The organism is Xanthobacter pseudotagetidis (genome assembly GCF_043194795.2).
Classification (GTDB): domain Bacteria; phylum Pseudomonadota; class Alphaproteobacteria; order Rhizobiales; family Xanthobacteraceae; genus Xanthobacter; species Xanthobacter tagetidis_A.
The window spans coordinates 941869-958807 of the sequence record NZ_CM195534.1 but is presented as its reverse complement, the minus strand read 5'-3'; the positions used below and the strand labels follow the sequence as shown (position 1 = coordinate 958807).

The window sequence follows — 16939 nt, the reverse complement described above, 5'->3', positions numbered from 1 at the left end:
ACAAGTGGTAGCAGCGGGCGGACTTGAACCGCCGACCTCCGGGTTATGAATCCGGCGCTCTCACCAACTGAGCTACGCTGCCACGGCGCCGACCCAGGGCCGGCGCGGGAAGGCCCGCATATAGGGGAGCGGGCGATTGGCTGTCAAGGAACGCCAAGGGATAGCGGCGCGCAACGTGCGCGGCCCTGCGTGGGCCCTGAACGCGGGCGCCTCCCCTCCTCCTTGCGGGGACGGGTGAGGGGCGGGGGTGACGCGACGCCGGCTTGGGCTCGACGGCACAGGGCGCCACATGTTCCGTGCACCCCCACCCTGTCCCGGACACCCCCACCCCTGCCCCTCCCCGCAAGGGAGGGGTGGCAAGTGGATGGGGTAGGGAAAGAAGACCGGCGGATCTGGCGCGGAAGGACATGCCGGCGGCGACCGGCGCGCCGCCGGCACGACGCCGCTTGTCCGTCGCCCTCCCGCTCGGCCGGAACGCCCAAGGAGCCCGCCGCGGCTCCAGCCGCCAAGTCGGATGCTCCGGTCAAGTAGAAGTCTGACGCGGGAATGGCGCGAAAATGGGAGGAAGACGGGAAGCGGAACGGCTCGGCCGGAGCCGCCGCCCAGCCTTCCCCCGCCCTCAGGCCGCAGCCTTGCGGCGGATGCGCACCAGCTTGAAGAAGCCCACCGGGAACACCGGGCTCATCTCCACCACCTCCATATCGGGGTAGCGGGCGGCCCAGGCCCTGAGGCGGCCGGCCTTGAAGGCGATGCTCCAGCCCACCCGCTTCACCAGCGGCGCCAGCGCCTGCTCGATGTGCATGGCAGGGCCTTCGTCGGCGCCGAGCTTGGAGGCGATGACGATCTCGCCGCCCGGCTTCAGAACCCGGCGCATCTCGTCGAGCGCGCCCTCGGGGTCCGGCACCAGGGTGATGACGAACGGCACCGTGACAGCATCGAAGGTGGCGTCGGCGAAGCCCAGGCGGCAGGCGTCCATGGCGGCCAGAAGACCGACCTGGTCGAGCCCGCGCATGACCTTCTTCTCCACCGCCTTCTGCAGCATCTCGAACGACAGGTCGATGCCGCTGACGCGGGTGCCCTTGGGATAATAGGGCAGCACCAGCCCGGTGCCGACGCCCACTTCCAGGATCTGCGGGCCGCAGGCGGCCGCGGCCCGGGCCGCCTTGCGCTGGGCGTCCGCCAGAAGCCTCACATAGACTTTGTCGTAGATCGGCGCCCATTTGGCATAGGCGCGCTTCTGGCCTTCGAGATCGTACTGGACCGCCATCCCCAACCCCTCTCAAGCCACCGCTCAGGCCGACACCCGGGCCGACACTCCGGCCAACACCCCGGCCCCTTGCGCGACCGCGCCCGCCCCGCGCTCTGCGCCGACGATGGTGCCCCCGCCCAGCAGGCGGGCGGCGCCGGAGCCCTGATCGTAAAGCACGCAAGCCTGCCCGGGGGCAACGCCTTCCTCGCCTACCACCAGCTCCACCACCGGCACGCCGCCGGCGAAAGCGAGGCGCCCGGGCACCGGCGGGCGGGTGGAGCGCACCTTCACGTGCACCTCCAGCCCCGCGGCGCAGGCCTCCTCGAACCGCCCGTCCCCGAGCCAGTTCACGTCGGCGATGCGGATGGTGCGCACGGCGAGCGCCGCGCGCGGCCCCACCTTCACCTGGCGCAGGGCGGCATCGATGCCGACCACGTAGAGCGGCTCCGGCATCGAGATGCCGAGGCCCTTGCGCTGGCCGATGGTGTAATGCATCACGCCGCGGTGGCGGCCGAGCACGCGCCCGTCGAGGTGCACGATGTCGCCCGCCTCCGCCGCCTCGGGCCGAAGCCGCTCCACCACCTGGGTGTAGTCGCCGCCGGGCACGAAGCAGATGTCCTGGCTGTCGGGCTTGTCGGCCACGTCGAGGCCGAACCCGGCCGCCAGCGCGCGCACCTGCGGCTTGGTGAGCCCGCCGAGCGGAAAGCGCAGCCGGGCGAGCTGCGCCTCGGTGGTGGCGTAGAGGAAATAGCTCTGGTCGCGGCCTTCCTCGGCGGCGCGGAACAGCGCGCGCCGGCCGTCCGGCAAAGCGCTGCTCCTCACATAGTGGCCGGTGGCGAGCACCGCCGCGCCGAGCTCGCCGGCGGTCGCAAGGAGATCGCGGAACTTCACCGTGCGGTTGCAGTCGACGCAGGGGATGGGCGTCGCCCCCGAGGCATAGCTCGCGGCGAAGCGGTCGATGACCTCTTCCTTGAAGCGGCTCTCATAGTCGAGCACGTAGTGGGGAATGCCGAGCTTCCGCGCCACCTCGCTGGCGTCGTAGATGTCCTGCCCGGCGCAGCAGGCGCCCCGCCGGTGGATCGCCGCGCCATGGTCGTAGAGCTGGAGCGTGACGCCCACCACGTCATAGCCGGCTTGGGCGAAGAGCGCCGCCACCACCGAGGAATCCACCCCGCCCGACATGGCCACCACCACGCGCGTGGACGCGGGATCGCCGTCGATATCGAGGAAGGGAAGCTCAGTCACGGGCATGGGCCGGATACGGACAGGGAAACGCCGGGGCGCCTGCCATCATATAGGGCGCGGCGGGGCCGGCGCAATTCGTCCGGCACCGGGACGGCGTCTCAGCATGATTCCCGATGTCGGGCCCAGCGCCGCGTGCAACCCTCCCCCGCAAGCGGATAGGGAGGTTGGTCCGGGCGAGATTCACGCTGAGACACCACCCACAGGCGGCGCGCGAGGGCGCCCGGCTCACGCCCGCGCCGCGCGGCGCGGGGCCTCCTCGTCGTCGCTGGCGCCCTCGAACACCGCCACCAAAGCGCGCCGGATGGCCGACTGGCGCGCCGCGCCGGTGATCTTCGCGCCCATGAGGTCGGTGACGTAGAACACGTCCACCGCCCGCTCGCCGAAGGTCGCCACATGCGCCGAGGCGATGTTGAGGTTCAGCCGCGACAGCGTGGTGGTGAGCTCGAACAGCAGGCCCGGCCGGTCGAGGCCGGAGACCTCCACCACGGTGTGCCGGTTGGACCAGGAATTGTTCACCGTCACCTCCGGCTCCACCGAGAAGGTGCGCCGGCCCCTGGGCAGCTTGCGGGCGATCACCTCCGGCAGGCGCACCTCGCCGGCGAGCGCCTTCTCGATCGCGTCCTTCACCTTGTCGGCGCGGCGCCGCTCGTCCTCGTCGTGCTCGAAGGCGCGGCGGATGGAGATGGTGTCGAGCGCGAGCCCGTCGGTGGTGGTGGAGATGTGGGCGTCGACGATGTTCGCCCCCGCCGAGGCGCAGGCGCCGGCGATCACCGAGAGCAGCTTGGGATGGTCGGGCGCCAGCACCATCAGCGTGGTGATGCCGCGCGTCGCGTCGAGCTCGGCATGCACCGCGAGGCTCTTGCCGGCGGCCTCCGCCTCATCGACGAAGCGGGCGTGGATCAGCTTGGTGTCGAGGTCCACGCGCAGCCAGTAGGGCGGATAGTGCCGCGCCGCATAGGCTGCCACCTTCTCGTCCGGCCAGTCGGCGAGCGCGTGGCGGAACTGGGCCTGCGCGGCGGTGACGCGCTTGCCGCGGTCGACCTCGGAGAAGCCGCCGGTGAGCACCGGCTCGGTCTCGTAATAGAGCGTGCGCAGCAGCTGCGCCTTCCAGCCGTTCCAGGTGCCCGGCCCCACCGCGCGGATGTCGGCGGTGGTGATGATGGTGAGCAGCTTCATGCGCTCGAGGTTCTGCACCACGGCGGCGAAGTTCTCGATCGTCTTGCGGTCCGAGAGGTCGCGCGACTGGGCGACCGTGGACATGACCAGGTGCTGCTCCACCAGCCAGGCCACGGTCTCGGTCTCCACCGCCGAGAGGCCGAAGCGCGGGCACAGGCGCCGGGCGATGCGGGCGCCGGCGACGGAGTGGTCCTCGGGGCGGCCCTTGGCGATGTCGTGCAGCAGCAGCGCCACGTAGAGCAGCGCCCGGTTCTTCACCGTGGCCATGAGCTCGTTGGCGAGGCCGTTCTCGGGATTGGTCTTGTGCTCGATCTCGGAGAGGATGCCGATGCAGCGCAGCAGGTGCTCGTCCACCGTGTAGTGGTGGTACATGTTGAACTGCATCATGGCGACGACCTTGCCGAACTCCGGCACGAAGCGCCCGAGCACGCCGGCCTCGTTCATGCGCCGCAGCACCGTCTCCGGCGCGTTGCGCGAGGAGAGCACCTCCACGAACAGGCGGTTCGCCTCCGCGTTCTCGCGCAGGTCGGCGTCGATCAGCGCCAGCGAGCGGGCGGCGAGGCGCATGGCGTCGGGATGCAGCGCCAGGTCCCGCTTGTCGGCGATGTGGAACAGGCGGATCAGGTTCACCGGGTCGCGCCTGAACGCCTCGTCGTCGGCGACGTTGAGGCGGTCGTGGTCGACGATGAAGTCGGCGCTCTCCTTGAGCGCCACCGCCTTGCGCGAGCGGCCGGACAGGCGCTGCACCATGCCCTTGAGGCCCGGCACCGGCTTGTCGTGGCGCTCCTCCAAGGCGGCGGAGAGGATGGCGGTGAGGTCGCCCACGTCCTTCGCCACCAGGAAATAGTGCTTCATGAAGCGCTCGACGTCGCGCTGGCCGGGATGCTCGGTGTAGCCGAGCCGCTCGGCCATATCGCGCTGGAGATCGAACGACAGGCGCTCCTCGGCGCGGCCGGTGAGGAAGTGCAGGTGGCAGCGCACCGACCACAGGAAGTCCTCGCAGCGGGTGAACAGCCGCGCCTCCTCGCGGGTGAACACACCCTTCGCCACCAATTGCCCGGTGGCGCGCACGCGGTAGACGTACTTGGCGATCCAGAACAGCGTGTGCAGGTCCCTGAGGCCGCCCTTGCCGTCCTTGACGTTGGGCTCGACCAGATAGCGCGACTGGCCGGCGCGGCGCAGGCGCTCCTCGCGCTCGGCCATCTTGGCGGCCACGAACTCGGCGGCGGTGCCCTCCACCACCTCCTTGTCGAAGCGCCGCTCCAGGTCCTCGAACAGCGCCTTGTCGCCCACCAGGAAGCGCGCCTCCAGGATCGAGGTGCGGATGGTGATGTCGGCGCGCGCCTGCCGGAGCGATTCATCGACGGAGCGCGTGGCGTGGCCGACCTTCAGGCCGAGGTCCCACAGCATGTAGAGCATGGCCTCGGCCACGCTCTCCCCCCAGGCGGTCTGCTTGTAGGGCAAGACGAACAGGATGTCGGTGTCGGACCCCGGCGCCAGCATGCCGCGCCCGTAGCCGCCCACCGCCGCCACCGCCATGCGCTCGGAGCGCGAGGGGTTGTCCATGGGGTAGAGCAGCGTGGTGGCGACCTCGAAGGCGGCCTGGATGATGGCGTCCTGGAGCGCGGACAGGCGCTGGGCGCAGCAGCGCCCGCAGCCTTCCTCCATGAGCAGCCGCTCGGCCTCGGCGCGCCCTTCGGCAAGCGCCCGCTTCATGCGCGTGACGACCGCCTGCCGCAATTCCAGGTCGCGGCCCTGATGGGCGCGGGCGATGTCGAGAATCTCGGCCTTGAGCGCCTTGCCCTCGAAACGCTCGCCGATGGTCCGCGGCGCCCGCGGCGCGCGGGGGGCGGTGGTGCGCTGGATATTCATGGCAAGAGTTATGCGCGAGTTGACGCAAGGCGTCGAGGGGCGCAGGCGCCCCTTATTACCACTCGCGCGCCGGCGCGATACATGCCGCAGGGGAAGAGCGGCAGGGCGGGGAGCAGCCCGAAACCCGCCGGGCCGGCGCTCAGCGCTTGTTGCCGCTGAGCCAGGCGAGAAGCGGATTGGCGGGCGGCGGCGGGTTGGCGAGCTCGGCCACCACGATCATCTGCTTGATCTCGCCGCGCTTGAAGGCGGCGAGGAACTTATCGTAGTCCTTGAACGAGACGCAGCCGTTGGAATCGCCGCGCGGCCCGAGCAGGTAGGTATGGCTGAGGATACCGTCGCGCCCGAACATCTTGTCCTTGTCGACCGGATGCATGCGGATCGCCTCGACGCCGTGGAACAGCGCCTCGCGCATCGCGAGATTGTAGGTGTTGGGCGGGGTCGGGCCGACCATGCGCTTGGAGACGTGGCGCGGGTCGTCGAACATCTTGCCGTAGCCGGAATGGGCCTCCAGGCGATCGCCGTTCGGCATGTACACGGTCTGGCCGACGATGTCGTAGAGCGCATAGCCGCTGCCGGCCGTGGGCAGCGCCACGTCCGCCTTCACCCAGGGCAGGTGGTCCTTGTCCGCGTCGCGCTGGGCGAGCTCGCCGTAGGTGTCGCGCTCGCGCGCCATGGGATAGGCGTCGCGCTCGCGGGACAGCGGGTTGGGCGTCGGCAGGGGGGCGGAGACGCCCGCCTGGCGTCCGGGATTGCTCGGCGGCAGCGGCGCCGGGCTGGTGTTGCTGGTGACGATGTTGGTGCTCGGCGCCTCGGCGGAGGAGGCGAAGCCGCGGGCGCCGGTGACGACGCCCGGCGCGAACATCCAGTCCTCGCCCTGGGAGAGGGTCCCGGCCGAGGGAATGCCGCCATCGGCGCCCGGACGCGGGCCGGAATGGGTGCGCAGCACCACCGGCGGCGCGGGAGGGGCGATCGCGACCGCCTGGCGATCCTGCTTGCCGCCCGGGGCCATGGCGAACCATACCCCACCACCAACCAGGCCGGCCAGCACCACGCCGGCCCCGACCAGCAGGGCCATGGGCGCGCGGCGCCGCGGCTCCCCGTACGCGTCCTCGCGGGACTCGTCGTAGAGGTCGTAGCCGGACTCGTCGTCCCAGTCGAAGTCGTAGGCCGTCATGGTCCTCGCTACTCGAAGCGGGAGGCCGGCCCCCGAGGGGGACGCGAACCGCCCTTGCCCGGAGCCGGCCTGCCGGCTCCAAACCCGCGAAGGATGGCCTTGACCGGATTGGCACCGATCACGGCGGACCCTCGCGCCAGCCCCGCGAATCCGTGCGGGATGTCTCTACGGCACCAGACACAATAAAGCAGCCGGCACCGATCTCAAGCCCGCATCCCGCCGCAGGGGCGCCGCGGAACCATCGCCCCGTCCACCGAGCATGCCCGACGACGATGAGCAAATCCTTAAGGATGCCTTGCACCAGAGCGACATGGCGAGAACATGGCCGGGCGGTCCTGGAGCGGGAATCGAGAAGGACGTTCATCTCCGGCATGACGGGATCTTCTGCGACGCGGCGCCCCCTCACCCCGGCCCTCTCCCTACCGGGGAGAGGGGGAGCCCTGTCACGCGGGGACGTCCCGCCAATTGACGGGTGAATACGGGATTGCCGGGGAGCCCCGCCACGCATGGGGCATCCCCTCTCCCCGCCGGGGAGAGGGCAGGGTGAGGGGGGAACGCCGGTGGGCGGCGCGGGCCGCCCTGCCCTCACCCGGCTTAACCCGCTCTTATGCCGCAGGGCCTAAGCATGCCGCAGGGGAGCCCGGATCGCGCTCTCGCGGCTCCTCACTTTGCGCCCATTTGGGTGGTGCAAGGGCGGAGGATTCGGCGACACGGCATGGCGCAGCAGAGGTCTCATTGATGGCCAAAGGCGGACGGGGCGGAGACGGCATGAGGCGCGAGCCGGTGATGGGGCGCGCCGGGGGTGCCGGCGCGGGCGGGCTCGACATCCGCCTCGACCCGCGCGACCGACCGAGCGCGCCGTCCCGGGCGGCAAAGGCGGAACGCCGCGCCGAGCGCCCGTCCGAGCGCATCCTGGAGGAGCCGCGCGCGCCCAAGCGCAAGCAGCGCGAGGAACGCGCCAGCGCCCCCGCGCGCAAGGCCGACCGGCGCCGGGGCCGGCGGCGCACGCCGCTGTTCTGGCGGCTGTTCAAATGGGGCGCGCTGCTCGGCCTGTGGGCGCTGATCGCGCTCGGCGGCCTCGTGGCCTACGAGGCCTCCAAGCTGCCGCCCATGCACACGCTGATGGTGCCGAAGCGCCCGCCCACCGTCACCATCCTCGCCGCCGACGGCAAGACGCTGGCGACGCGCGGCGACATGGGCGGCGTGGCGGTGCCGATCCGCGAGCTGCCGCCCTATCTGCCCAAGGCCTTCGTCGCCATCGAGGACCAGCGTTTCTACAGCCATTTCGGCCTCGATCCCGAGGGCCTCGCCCGGGCGCTGGTCACCAACATCACCTCGCGCCGGCTGCGCCAGGGCGGCTCGACCCTGACCCAACAGCTGGCCAAGAACCTGTTCCTGACCCAGGAGCGCACCGCCTCCCGCAAGGTCCAGGAACTGGTCCTGGCGCTCTGGCTGGAGGCGAAATACTCCAAGGACGAGATCCTCGACCTCTATCTGAACCGGGTCTATTTCGGCGCCGGCGCCTATGGGGTGGAGGCCGCCGCCCAGCGCTATTTCGGCAAGTCGGCGCGGCAGGTGACGCTGGCCGAGGCGGCCATGCTGGCCGGCCTCGTGAACTCGCCCTCGCGCCTCGCCCCCACCCGCAACCTCAAGGGCGCACAGGCGCGCGCCGCCTTGGTGCTCGCCGCCATGCGCGACCAGGGCGCGATCTCCAAGGACATGGCCCAGACGGCGCTGGCCCGCCCGGCGCAACTCGCCCGGCCGACGGCGCCCGGCTCCAGCGGCTACGTGGCCGATTATGTGATGGACCAGCTGGAATCGTTCACCGGCGACGTCGCCGGCGACGTGACCGTGCGCACCACCATCGATCCGGCGCTCCAGCAGGCGGGCGAACGCGCGCTGGAGGACACGCTGGCGAAGTCGGGGGCGAAGTTCGGCGTCGGCCAGGGGGCGCTGGTCAGCCTCGACACGGACGGGGCGGTGAAGGCGCTGGTGGGCGGGCGCTCCTACGAGGACAGCCAGTTCAACCGCGCGGTGACCGCCAAGCGCCAGCCCGGCTCGGCGTTCAAGCCCTTCATCTATCTCACGGCGCTGGAGCACGGCCTCAGCCCCGACACGGTGCGCGACGACGCGCCGCTCCAGCTCAAGGGCTGGCGGCCCGAGAACTCCACCCATGACTATCGCGGCCCGGTGACGCTGGAGACCGCGCTCGCGCTCTCGCTCAACACGGTCTCGGTGCGGCTCGCGCTGGAGGTGGGGCCGAAGGCGGTGGTGGCGACCGCTCACCGGCTGGGCATCACCTCCAACCTCGATCCCAATCCCTCGATCGCGCTCGGCACCTCCGAGGTGTCGGTGCTGGAGCTCGCCGGCGCCTATGTGCCGTTCGCGAACGGCGGCATCGGCGTGATCCCGCATGTGATCGACGAGGTGCGCGGCGCCGACGGCAAGGTGATCTACCGGCGCGCCACCTCCGGCCCGGGCCGGGTGCTCGACGGCGCCTATGCGGCGATGATGAACCGCATGCTGATCCAGACCCTGGTGATGGGCACGGCGCGCCGCGCCGATCTGCCGGGCTGGGAGGCGGCGGGCAAGACCGGCACCTCGCAGGACTACCGCGACGCCTGGTTCGTGGGCTACACGGCGCGCTTCGTCACCGCGGTGTGGCTCGGCAACGACGATTCCTCGCCCACCAAGAAGGCCTCGGGCGCCAACCTGCCGGTGGAGATCTGGAGCCGCTACATGAAGAGCGCGCACCAGAACGCGCCGGTGGCGGAGCTGCCGGGCGGGCTCAGGTCCGCCGGCTTCGGCAGCATCGGCTACGGCCAGCCCGGCGGCAGCTTCCTGCCGCCCGAGGGCCTGCCCGACGACCGACCGCCCGCCGTGGTGGGCCAGATGCCGGGACGCCAGGCGCCGCAGCAGGAGCCCATGACGCTCGATCGCTGGTTCGTCGAGACGTTCCTGGGTGGGGGACGGCGCTGACGTGCCTGTGGCCGGGGGACGCGCGCTTGCGCTGGCCGGCGCGCTCGGGAATAAGCGGGGCATGACCTCTCGACCCAAAAGCCCTCCCGCTCCTGCCGCCGGCGCGCCGGACGATGCGGACGCCGCCGCCACGGCCGCCTTCATCGAGCGGGGCCGGCTGCTGTTCGCCGCGCCGTGGGACTTCATCTCGGCCGCGCCCACCATCGAGACCCTGCCGCCCATGCAGGGCATGGAGATCGCGCTCGCCGGCCGCTCCAACGTGGGCAAGTCCTCGCTGGTCAATGCGCTCACCGGCCGCAAGGCGCTGGCGCGCACCTCGGTGACGCCGGGGCGCACCCAGGAGCTGATCTTCTTCCGCGCCTCCCCCGAGCTGACGCTGGTGGACATGCCGGGCTACGGCTTCGCCAAGGCGCCGAAGGAGAAGGTAGAGGCCTGGACCCACACCATCCGCGCCTATCTGCGCGGGCGGGTGAACTTGGCGCGGGTGTTCGTGCTGATCGATTCCCGCCACGGCATCAAGCCGGTGGACGAGGAGATACTGGACCTGCTCGACAAGGCGGCGGTGTCCTACGCCATCGTCCTCACCAAGGCCGACCAGGTGAAGCCCACGGCCCTGCCGCACGTGATCGCCGGAGTCGAGGAGAAGATCCGGAAGCGTCCGGCCGCCTTCCCGGTGGTCTATCCCACCTCCAGCAACACCGGCGCCGGCCTCGCCGAGCTGCGCGGCGCGGTGGCGCGCCTCATGTCCGAGCAGGGCTGACCGGCGGCCATCCCATAAGCCGCCGTCGTCCCACGGCTCGTCCGGGGGATCCACGCCCCGGCCGGGGCGGCCATCAGGCCTGAAACGCAGGGCAGGCGACCACGTGGATGCCCTGGGCAAGCCGGGGCGTGACGCGGAGATCGCTGCAGCGGCTGAGAAGCCATCCGGTCCGCCGGAAGGCGGCGGAGCCAAGCCAAGCCCGGTCGCACCGTTCGGCGCGCGCGCCAGCGGGCCGGACAGGGATGGCAAGGACCGGGATGGCACGGGCACACCTGGCGGCGCGCGGCCGCCAGCGCCCGAACGCTCAGCGGCGGGCGTGCTGCTCTTCCTGGATCAGCGCCTCGGTGGCGGCGATGGCGCCTTCCAGTTCCGAGATCTTGCGCAGCATGCCGTCGGACGGCAGCGTCGAGCCCCTGGCGGCGGTGAGGAGAAGATCGCGCTGTGCGGATTTCAGCCGATCGAGAAGGCCGGCCAGATCGGCCGCTGCCTGTTGCGGCATTTGCAGGTGAACTCCCATAAATGACAGAAGCGGACGCAGCCCGCGGCGCGCCCGCCCCGACGTCCCGCTGCTCCAACGTCTCGCTGGACGACATCTCGCTGCGACGATGCTTCGCCGCTCCAGAGCGCGATCCGATCGAATTGACTCGATCCGATCGGTGAACCGCCCTCCGACTTCGAGAGAACGCCGACTTCGAGAGAACGCGTTTCCCATTCCCTTGGGGCGCAAGCGGAACGGCGCGTGCTCCAAGCCGCACGTTCCAAGCCGCGGCGCGCGGGGCGTCGCGATGGAGAGCCGGCACGCGCGGAATCCGCCCCGTCCCGCGCGCCGGCCCAAAATGCGCACGTTAAAAAATCCAGCCGGCGCGCGGTGCGGGCCGGCTGGAGACGCCTGCGTCAGGCGATGCTCAGTCGGCGAGCTCGATGCCGCGCGCCTCGGGACCCTTCGGCCCCTGGCCCACCTGCACCACCACGCGCTGGCCCTCGGCGAGATCGCTCAGGCCCGAACGGGAGATGACGGTGACGTGCACGAACACGTCCTTGCCGCCGCCTTCCACCGCGATGAAGCCGAACCCCTTGTCGGGATTGTACCACTTTACCGTGCCGACGCGCTCCTCGGTGGGGCCGGTGGCCGCACGCGGGCCGCCGCCACCGCCCATGCGGGGGGCGCCGCCGCCGCCGGGACCGGCGCCGAAGCTGCGGCGCGGGGGGGCCGCCTCGGCGGTGGAGGTGTCCACCTCGAGGACCTCGGTGACCTGGCGGCCCTTCTGGCCCTGGCCCACGCGGACCGAGAGCTTGGAGCCGGGAGGCACGCTCTCCTGGCCCGCCGCCTCAAGGGCGCGGGCATGCAGGAACACGTCGCCCGAGCCGTCGGACAGCTCGACGAAGCCGAAGCCCTTCTCGGGGTTGAACCACTTCACCGTCGCATCGATCGGCGGACCCGACGGCATCGGTGCACTGAAGCTGCTGCTCGGCGAAGAGAACGCGCGGTCCCCGCCAAATCCGCGATCCCGCGGCGGCTGAAAATCGTCATCAAAGCCACGGCGGCGCGGCTCGCGGAAGTCTCGGTTACGGCTCATGTGTATTTCCGTTGAAGGTCAGTCGCCAATCCTGGCTAAGGGCCATCCACCACTGCGGGATTAAAATGCGTCTATTGTGCAGTTTAGATTGCACTTCTCCGGCGACTTTCAACGACGCCTTCGCGTAACGCTCAAACCCCACCACCCGCTTCTTGCCTCGCAGCCTAATGGACATGGCCGGCTTGCAGCGCCCAAACTCAGCGCCTGCGCACACTGCCGGCCGAAAAGGACACTAACACAGTTCCGCTTCCTTTTGGTACATGAATGTTCGGCGTGCTTCGCGCCGATCGTATTCCGGAAAGTTTGCCGGCTTATTCACATCTTCGCTCGGCCCCGATCTTCCGAGACCGCTGCGCAACGAGGCAGCCCATGACCTTTGCCGCCAACACGGCGCCCGCCCGCAAGCCCGTCCCCCAGCACCGGCGCGACGGCTTCGTGCCCAAGCTCGTCACCACCCTCATGCAGGGCTACGGCCTTGCCGATCTGCGCGCCGACGCGGTTGCCGGGCTTACCGTCGCCATCGTCGCCCTGCCGCTGGCCATGGCGCTCGCCATCGCCTCCGGCGCCTCCCCCGACAAGGGCCTCGTGACGGTGGTGGTGGCGGGCCTCCTCATCTCCGCCCTGGGCGGCAGCCGCTACCAGATCGGCGGCCCCACGGGCGCGTTCGTGGTGGTGGTGTTCAACGTCATCGCCCACCATGGCTATGACGGACTTTTGATCGCCACCCTCATGGCGGGCGCGATGCTGCTGGTGGCGGGCATCACCAAGCTCGGCAACTTCATGCGCTACATCCCCGAGCCGGTGGTCACGGGCTTCACCGCCGGCATCGCGGTCATCATCTTCTCCAGCCAGGTGAAGGATTTCCTCGGCCTGCCGATGGAGCAGGTCCCGGCCGAGTTCCTCGACAAGTGGATCGCCATGTTCAAGGCGGCGCCCGGCCTGTCGCTCGCCACCACCGCGCTCTCGGTGGGCGCGCTGGCGCTGATCCTGGTGCTGCGCAAGGTGGCGCCGAAGGTTCCGGGCTTCCTCATCGCCGTGGTGGCGGGGGCGCTCATCGTGCCGCTGCTGGGCCTGCCGGTGGAGACCATCGGCTCGCGCTTCGGCGGCATCTCCGGCTCGATCCCGGCGCCGCATCTGCCCGAGCTGTCGCTCGCCCGCATGTGGGAGCTGCTGCCGAGCGCGTTCACCATCGCCTTCCTCGCCGGGGTCGAGAGCCTGCTCTCGGCGGTGGTGGCGGACGGCATGACCGGCGGGCGCCACCGGCCGAACGCCGAGCTCGTCGCCCAGGGCGTCGCCAACGCCGCCTCCGCGCTGTTCGGCGGCCTGCCCGCCACCGGCGCCATCGCCCGCACCGCCACCAACATCCGCGCCGGCGCCCGCTCGCCCATGGCCGGGGTGCTGCACGCGGTGTTCGTGCTGGTGGTGATGCTGGCGCTGGCGCCGCTCGCCGCCTCGATCCCGCTGGCGAGCCTCGCCGCCATCCTCATGGTGGTGGCCTGGAACATGAGCGAGGTGGACCGCTTCCGCCATCTCATGTCGGCCCCGGTCGGCGACCGGGTGCTGCTGCTTTCCACCTTCATCCTCACGGTGGCGGTGGACCTCACGGTCGCCATCGCCACCGGCGTGGTGCTCGCCGCGGTGCTGTTCATGCACCGCATGGCGGAGACCGCCACCGTCGCCCAGGCCGAGTTCGGCACCGGCGAGGAGCACGACGCCCGCGGCAACCTGCCGGCCGGGGTGGAGATCTTCCAGGTCAGCGGCCCGCTGTTCTTCGGCGCCGCGGCCCGCTTCTCGGAGGTGCTGGAGAAGATCGGCCAGGCGCCGCGCGTGTTCGTGCTCGACATGACCGACGTGCCGATGATGGACGCCACCGGCGTCAACGCCCTGTCGAACTTCGCGCGCCAGTGCGCCGGCGGCGGCACCGCTTTGGTGGTGGCGGGCCTCAAGGGCCAGCCGCGCACGGTGCTGGAGAAGATGGCCCACGGCGTGCCGGGCGCCCATCTGGACCTTGTCGCCAACATCGACCAGGCGCTCGCCTTGGCGCGCATCAAGGCCGAGGCCTGAGGCGGCGCCCGGCATGGCCGCCCGCCCTCCGGACGCCGCGGCTTCGGCGCAGGCCGGCGCCCCCGACGCCGGGAGCGGGCGCCACCATGGCGCGCCCGCACGGGCGGCCGACGCGCCGCCCCCGCCGCCCATCCCGGCGCCCAGCAGCGCCGAGATGCTGGCCTTGCTGGAGCGCCGCCGCTCCCTGCCCCTGCGCGCCCTGGTGCCGCCCGGCCCGGACAACGCGGCGCTCGAGCGCATGCTCGCCATCGCCGCGCGGGTGCCGGACCATGGCCGCCTCGTGCCGTGGCGCTTCATCGTGCTCGAAGGCGAGGCGAGGCGCGCGGCCGGGGAGCGGCTCGACGCGCTCTATCTGGCGCAGAACCCGGACCTCGCCGCCGACAAGCGCCACATGTGGCGCGACTATCTCCTGCGGGCGCCGGTGACGGTGGTGGTGGTGAGCCGGCCGGACCCGGCGGCGAAGATCCCGGTGCTCAACCAGGTGCTGTCGGCGGGCGCGGCGGCCATGAACCTGATCTCCGCCGCCACGGCGCTGGGGTTCGGCGCCCAGTGGCTGCTGAAATGGCCGGGCCGCGACAAGGCGGCGGCGGCGCTCCTCGGAATCGGCGCGACCGAGCAGGCGGCGGGCTTCATCCACATCGGCAGCCCGGCCGAGGCGCCGCCGGACCGGCAGCGGCCGGCGCTTGAGGAGGTGGTGACGCGCTGGCGGCCCTGAGGCGTGCCGTCCGCGTCAGTGCGGCAGGGAGGCCTCGGCAGCGGTGGCCTTGCGCAGATAAATCCAGGAGGCATAGAGGGCCACGGCCGTGAACAGCGCCATGAGCGCGTACTCGCCGATGTCGCCCAGGTGGAACAGGCCCGCCAGTGCCCAGCCGGCGGCGACGGCGGTGGCGATCGCCTCGGTGGCGACGAGCGTGGCGGCGCTCGCCACCGTCAGAAACCTGCCGCCCGAACCGGCCATGAACCTCTCCTGAACCTGCGCTGAGGCCCGCGCGCCAGCGCGCACGCCCCGAAAGACCGGCCGGCAACCTGCCCGCCGCGGCGCGCCGGGTCAAGGCCGGTCGGGCTGCCGGCCGGCGGCGGCGGAAACGCGAACGCCGGGGAGGTTGCCCTCCCCGGCGCCGCGTGGGTCGACCCGACCTTCCCTTGTGTTGTTGTTTGGGGCCCCGCGCTGAGGCCGGCCGTGCCGCGTCTACGTCATCCCCAGCAGCACCGCGCCAATGAAGGCGAGGGCGGTGCCAACTTTCAGGAGCGTCAGGACCTGCGTCACCGTCACCGGTTGCTCCCCGCATGATCGACCTCGCGGGGAAACCTAGCAAAGCGCGCGACCCTGAAAAGACCTGAAATGTGCTGCGCCGCATTACTTCTCGTTGCATCGCAAAATCTGCCGGCTGCCAAGTAACGCCAGAATTTCACCTTATTCCGTGCGTGCGGCGCACGGGACGACTTTCTGGCATACGTTATTTCAACCGACGATGGCGCGTTCCACCAGGGCCGCGAGGGTCAAGGCGGCCCGATCGCGCCCGAAACGGCCCACGAGCTGCACGCCCATGGGCAGCCCGTCGGCGCCGGTGAGGCCAGCGATGTTGATCGTCGGGCAGCCCATCAGCGTCCACAGCCGGTTGAACATGGGCGATCCGGTGGAGGAAAAGCCCTCCGGCGCGGTGCCGGGGGCGGAGAAAGTGAGCAGCGCGTCCACCTCCCCGAACAGGGTGCCGAGCACATGCCGCCCGCGCTTACCGATGCGCCGCGCCTCGTCATAGGCCTCGGGCGTGATGGCGGACGCCTTCTCCAGGTGCGCCCGAAGCCCGTCGGAAAGCTGGCCCCGGTGGTGGGTGAACTCGTCCATCAGCGCCAGGGCGGCCTCGAAGTCCTGGATCGTGCCGTGCACGGCGTCCGCCGCTTCCAGCTCCTCCGGCAGGGTGATGGGGACGACGCGGGCGCCCGCCGCAGCCGCCGCCCGCGCGGCGGTGGCGAGCGCGGCATGGGCGTCGGCGCTCGCCGATGCGTCCCGCGCCGTCGCCAGCACGCCGAGGCGCGGCGCCGTGCCGAGGCGCTCGATCGAGAGGTCGCGCCCGGTGAGCGCGGAGGCCGCGAACGCCACGTCCTCCACCCCTGCCGCGAACAGGCCCATGGTGTCGAGGTGCCAGGAGAAGGTCTTCATGCCCAGCGCCGGCAGCAGCCGGTAGGTGGGCTTGTAGCCGGTGACGCCGCAATAGGAGGCCGGGCGCACCACCGATCCGCCGGTTTGGGTGCCGAGCGCGAACGGCACCATGCCCGCCGCCACCGCCGCCGCCGAACCCGAGGAGGAGCCACCGGGCGAATGGGTGAGCCGGCGCGGGTTGCGGGTCTCGGAAGGCTTCAGGAAGGCGAACTCCGTGGTCACGGTCTTGCCCAGCAGAAGGCCGCCGGCGCGCAGCGCCTGGCCGACCACCGGGGCGTCCGCGCGCGGCCGGTAGCCCGCGAAGATGGGGCTGCCATAGGCGGTGGGCAGGTCGCGGGTGTCGATGATGTCCTTCACCGCGAACGGCAGGCCGGCCAGCGCCGTGCCCGGGAACGCTGCGCCTTGCGCCCTGGCGCGCGCGGCCGCCACGTCGAGCGCGCAGAAGGCGCGCACGTCGGCATCCCGCTCGGCGATGGCGGCAAGGCAGGTCTCCAGCACGTCACCGGGGGTCGTGCGCTCCTCGCGCAAGGCGAGGGCGATCTCGCGGGCCTTCAGCATGGTCATGGGCGAAGCGTGGTCCTTTGGGCGCGCGGCGCGCCGGGGCTCGATCCGGGTCCGAAGACGGGGCCGGCCTTCGGACGTGCGGATGCAAAAGAGCGGAGATTTAGCTTTCCGTCAAAGG

12 protein-coding genes and 1 tRNA gene are annotated in these 16939 nt (G+C 71.2%); 4 read left to right on the top strand and 9 right to left on the bottom strand.

Translation table 11 applies throughout. From position 1 onward, the window contains the following. Positions 1 to 5: 5 nt before the first annotated feature. The 5 genes from V5F67_RS04405 to V5F67_RS04385 all read right to left on the bottom strand — a co-directional run bounded on the left by V5F67_RS04405 (position 6) and on the right by V5F67_RS04385 (position 6716). Positions 6 to 82 (bottom strand) — tRNA-Met (locus V5F67_RS04405). Positions 83 to 619: 537 nt separating this feature from the next. Next, on the bottom strand, positions 620 to 1267 hold the full coding sequence (locus V5F67_RS04400) for a class I SAM-dependent methyltransferase (RefSeq protein WP_394021462.1): 648 nt from the start codon (positions 1265 to 1267) through the stop codon (positions 620 to 622). 24 nt (positions 1268 to 1291) lie between these two features. Then, the gene (mnmA, locus tag V5F67_RS04395) at positions 1292 to 2500 is read right to left on the bottom strand and encodes a tRNA 2-thiouridine(34) synthase MnmA (protein WP_394021463.1); all 1209 of its coding nucleotides are present in this window, start codon (positions 2498 to 2500) and stop codon (positions 1292 to 1294) included. A 219-nt stretch (positions 2501 to 2719) separates the two neighbouring features. After that, positions 2720 to 5542, bottom strand: coding sequence for a [protein-PII] uridylyltransferase (locus V5F67_RS04390; protein ID WP_394021464.1), 2823 nt, complete (start codon positions 5540 to 5542; stop codon positions 2720 to 2722). 139 nt (positions 5543 to 5681) lie between these two features. After that, a complete protein-coding gene (locus V5F67_RS04385) occupies positions 5682 to 6716 on the bottom strand; it encodes a DUF2778 domain-containing protein (protein ID WP_394021465.1) in 1035 nt (344 codons plus the stop codon). A gap of 768 nt (positions 6717 to 7484) precedes the next feature. On the opposite strand from V5F67_RS04385, the gene V5F67_RS04380 reads away from it, so the two are divergent. Together V5F67_RS04380 and yihA are read left to right on the top strand one after the other, a co-directional pair. Next, positions 7485 to 9695, top strand: coding sequence for a transglycosylase domain-containing protein (locus tag V5F67_RS04380; RefSeq protein ID WP_394021466.1), 2211 nt, complete (start codon positions 7485 to 7487; stop codon positions 9693 to 9695). 61 nt (positions 9696 to 9756) lie between these two features. Next, on the top strand, positions 9757 to 10455 hold the full coding sequence (gene yihA / locus V5F67_RS04375) for a ribosome biogenesis GTP-binding protein YihA/YsxC (protein ID WP_394021467.1): 699 nt from the start codon (positions 9757 to 9759) through the stop codon (positions 10453 to 10455). Positions 10456 to 10759: 304 nt separating this feature from the next. Here the strand turns inward: yihA and V5F67_RS04370 are convergent, their stop codons facing one another. Both V5F67_RS04370 and V5F67_RS04365 read right to left on the bottom strand, forming a co-directional pair. Next, positions 10760 to 10954 carry a hypothetical protein gene (locus V5F67_RS04370; RefSeq protein ID WP_394021468.1) on the bottom strand — a complete coding sequence of 65 codons (195 nt, stop codon included), beginning with the start codon at positions 10952 to 10954 and terminating at the stop codon, positions 10760 to 10762. Between the two features lie 406 nt (positions 10955 to 11360). Continuing rightward, a complete protein-coding gene (locus tag V5F67_RS04365; RefSeq protein ID WP_394021469.1) occupies positions 11361 to 11873 on the bottom strand; it encodes a cold-shock protein in 513 nt (170 codons plus the stop codon). A gap of 528 nt (positions 11874 to 12401) precedes the next feature. On the opposite strand from V5F67_RS04365, the gene V5F67_RS04360 reads away from it, so the two are divergent. Together V5F67_RS04360 and V5F67_RS04355 are read left to right on the top strand one after the other, a co-directional pair. Beyond that, positions 12402 to 14096 carry a SulP family inorganic anion transporter gene (locus tag V5F67_RS04360; RefSeq protein WP_394021470.1) on the top strand — a complete coding sequence of 565 codons (1695 nt, stop codon included), beginning with the start codon at positions 12402 to 12404 and terminating at the stop codon, positions 14094 to 14096. Between the two features lie 13 nt (positions 14097 to 14109). Continuing rightward, entirely contained in the window at positions 14110 to 14811 is a 702-nt protein-coding gene (locus V5F67_RS04355; protein WP_394021471.1) for a nitroreductase family protein, read from the top strand. Positions 14812 to 14826: 15 nt separating this feature from the next. Here V5F67_RS04355 and V5F67_RS04350 read toward each other — a convergent pair whose 3' ends face one another. Continuing rightward, on the bottom strand, positions 14827 to 15054 hold the full coding sequence (locus V5F67_RS04350; RefSeq protein WP_394021472.1) for a hypothetical protein: 228 nt from the start codon (positions 15052 to 15054) through the stop codon (positions 14827 to 14829). A gap of 504 nt (positions 15055 to 15558) precedes the next feature. Next, positions 15559 to 16821: an amidase gene (locus tag V5F67_RS04345; RefSeq protein WP_394021473.1), complete on the bottom strand. Its 1263-nt coding sequence runs from the start codon at positions 16819 to 16821 to the stop codon at positions 15559 to 15561. Positions 16822 to 16939: the final 118 nt, after the last annotated feature.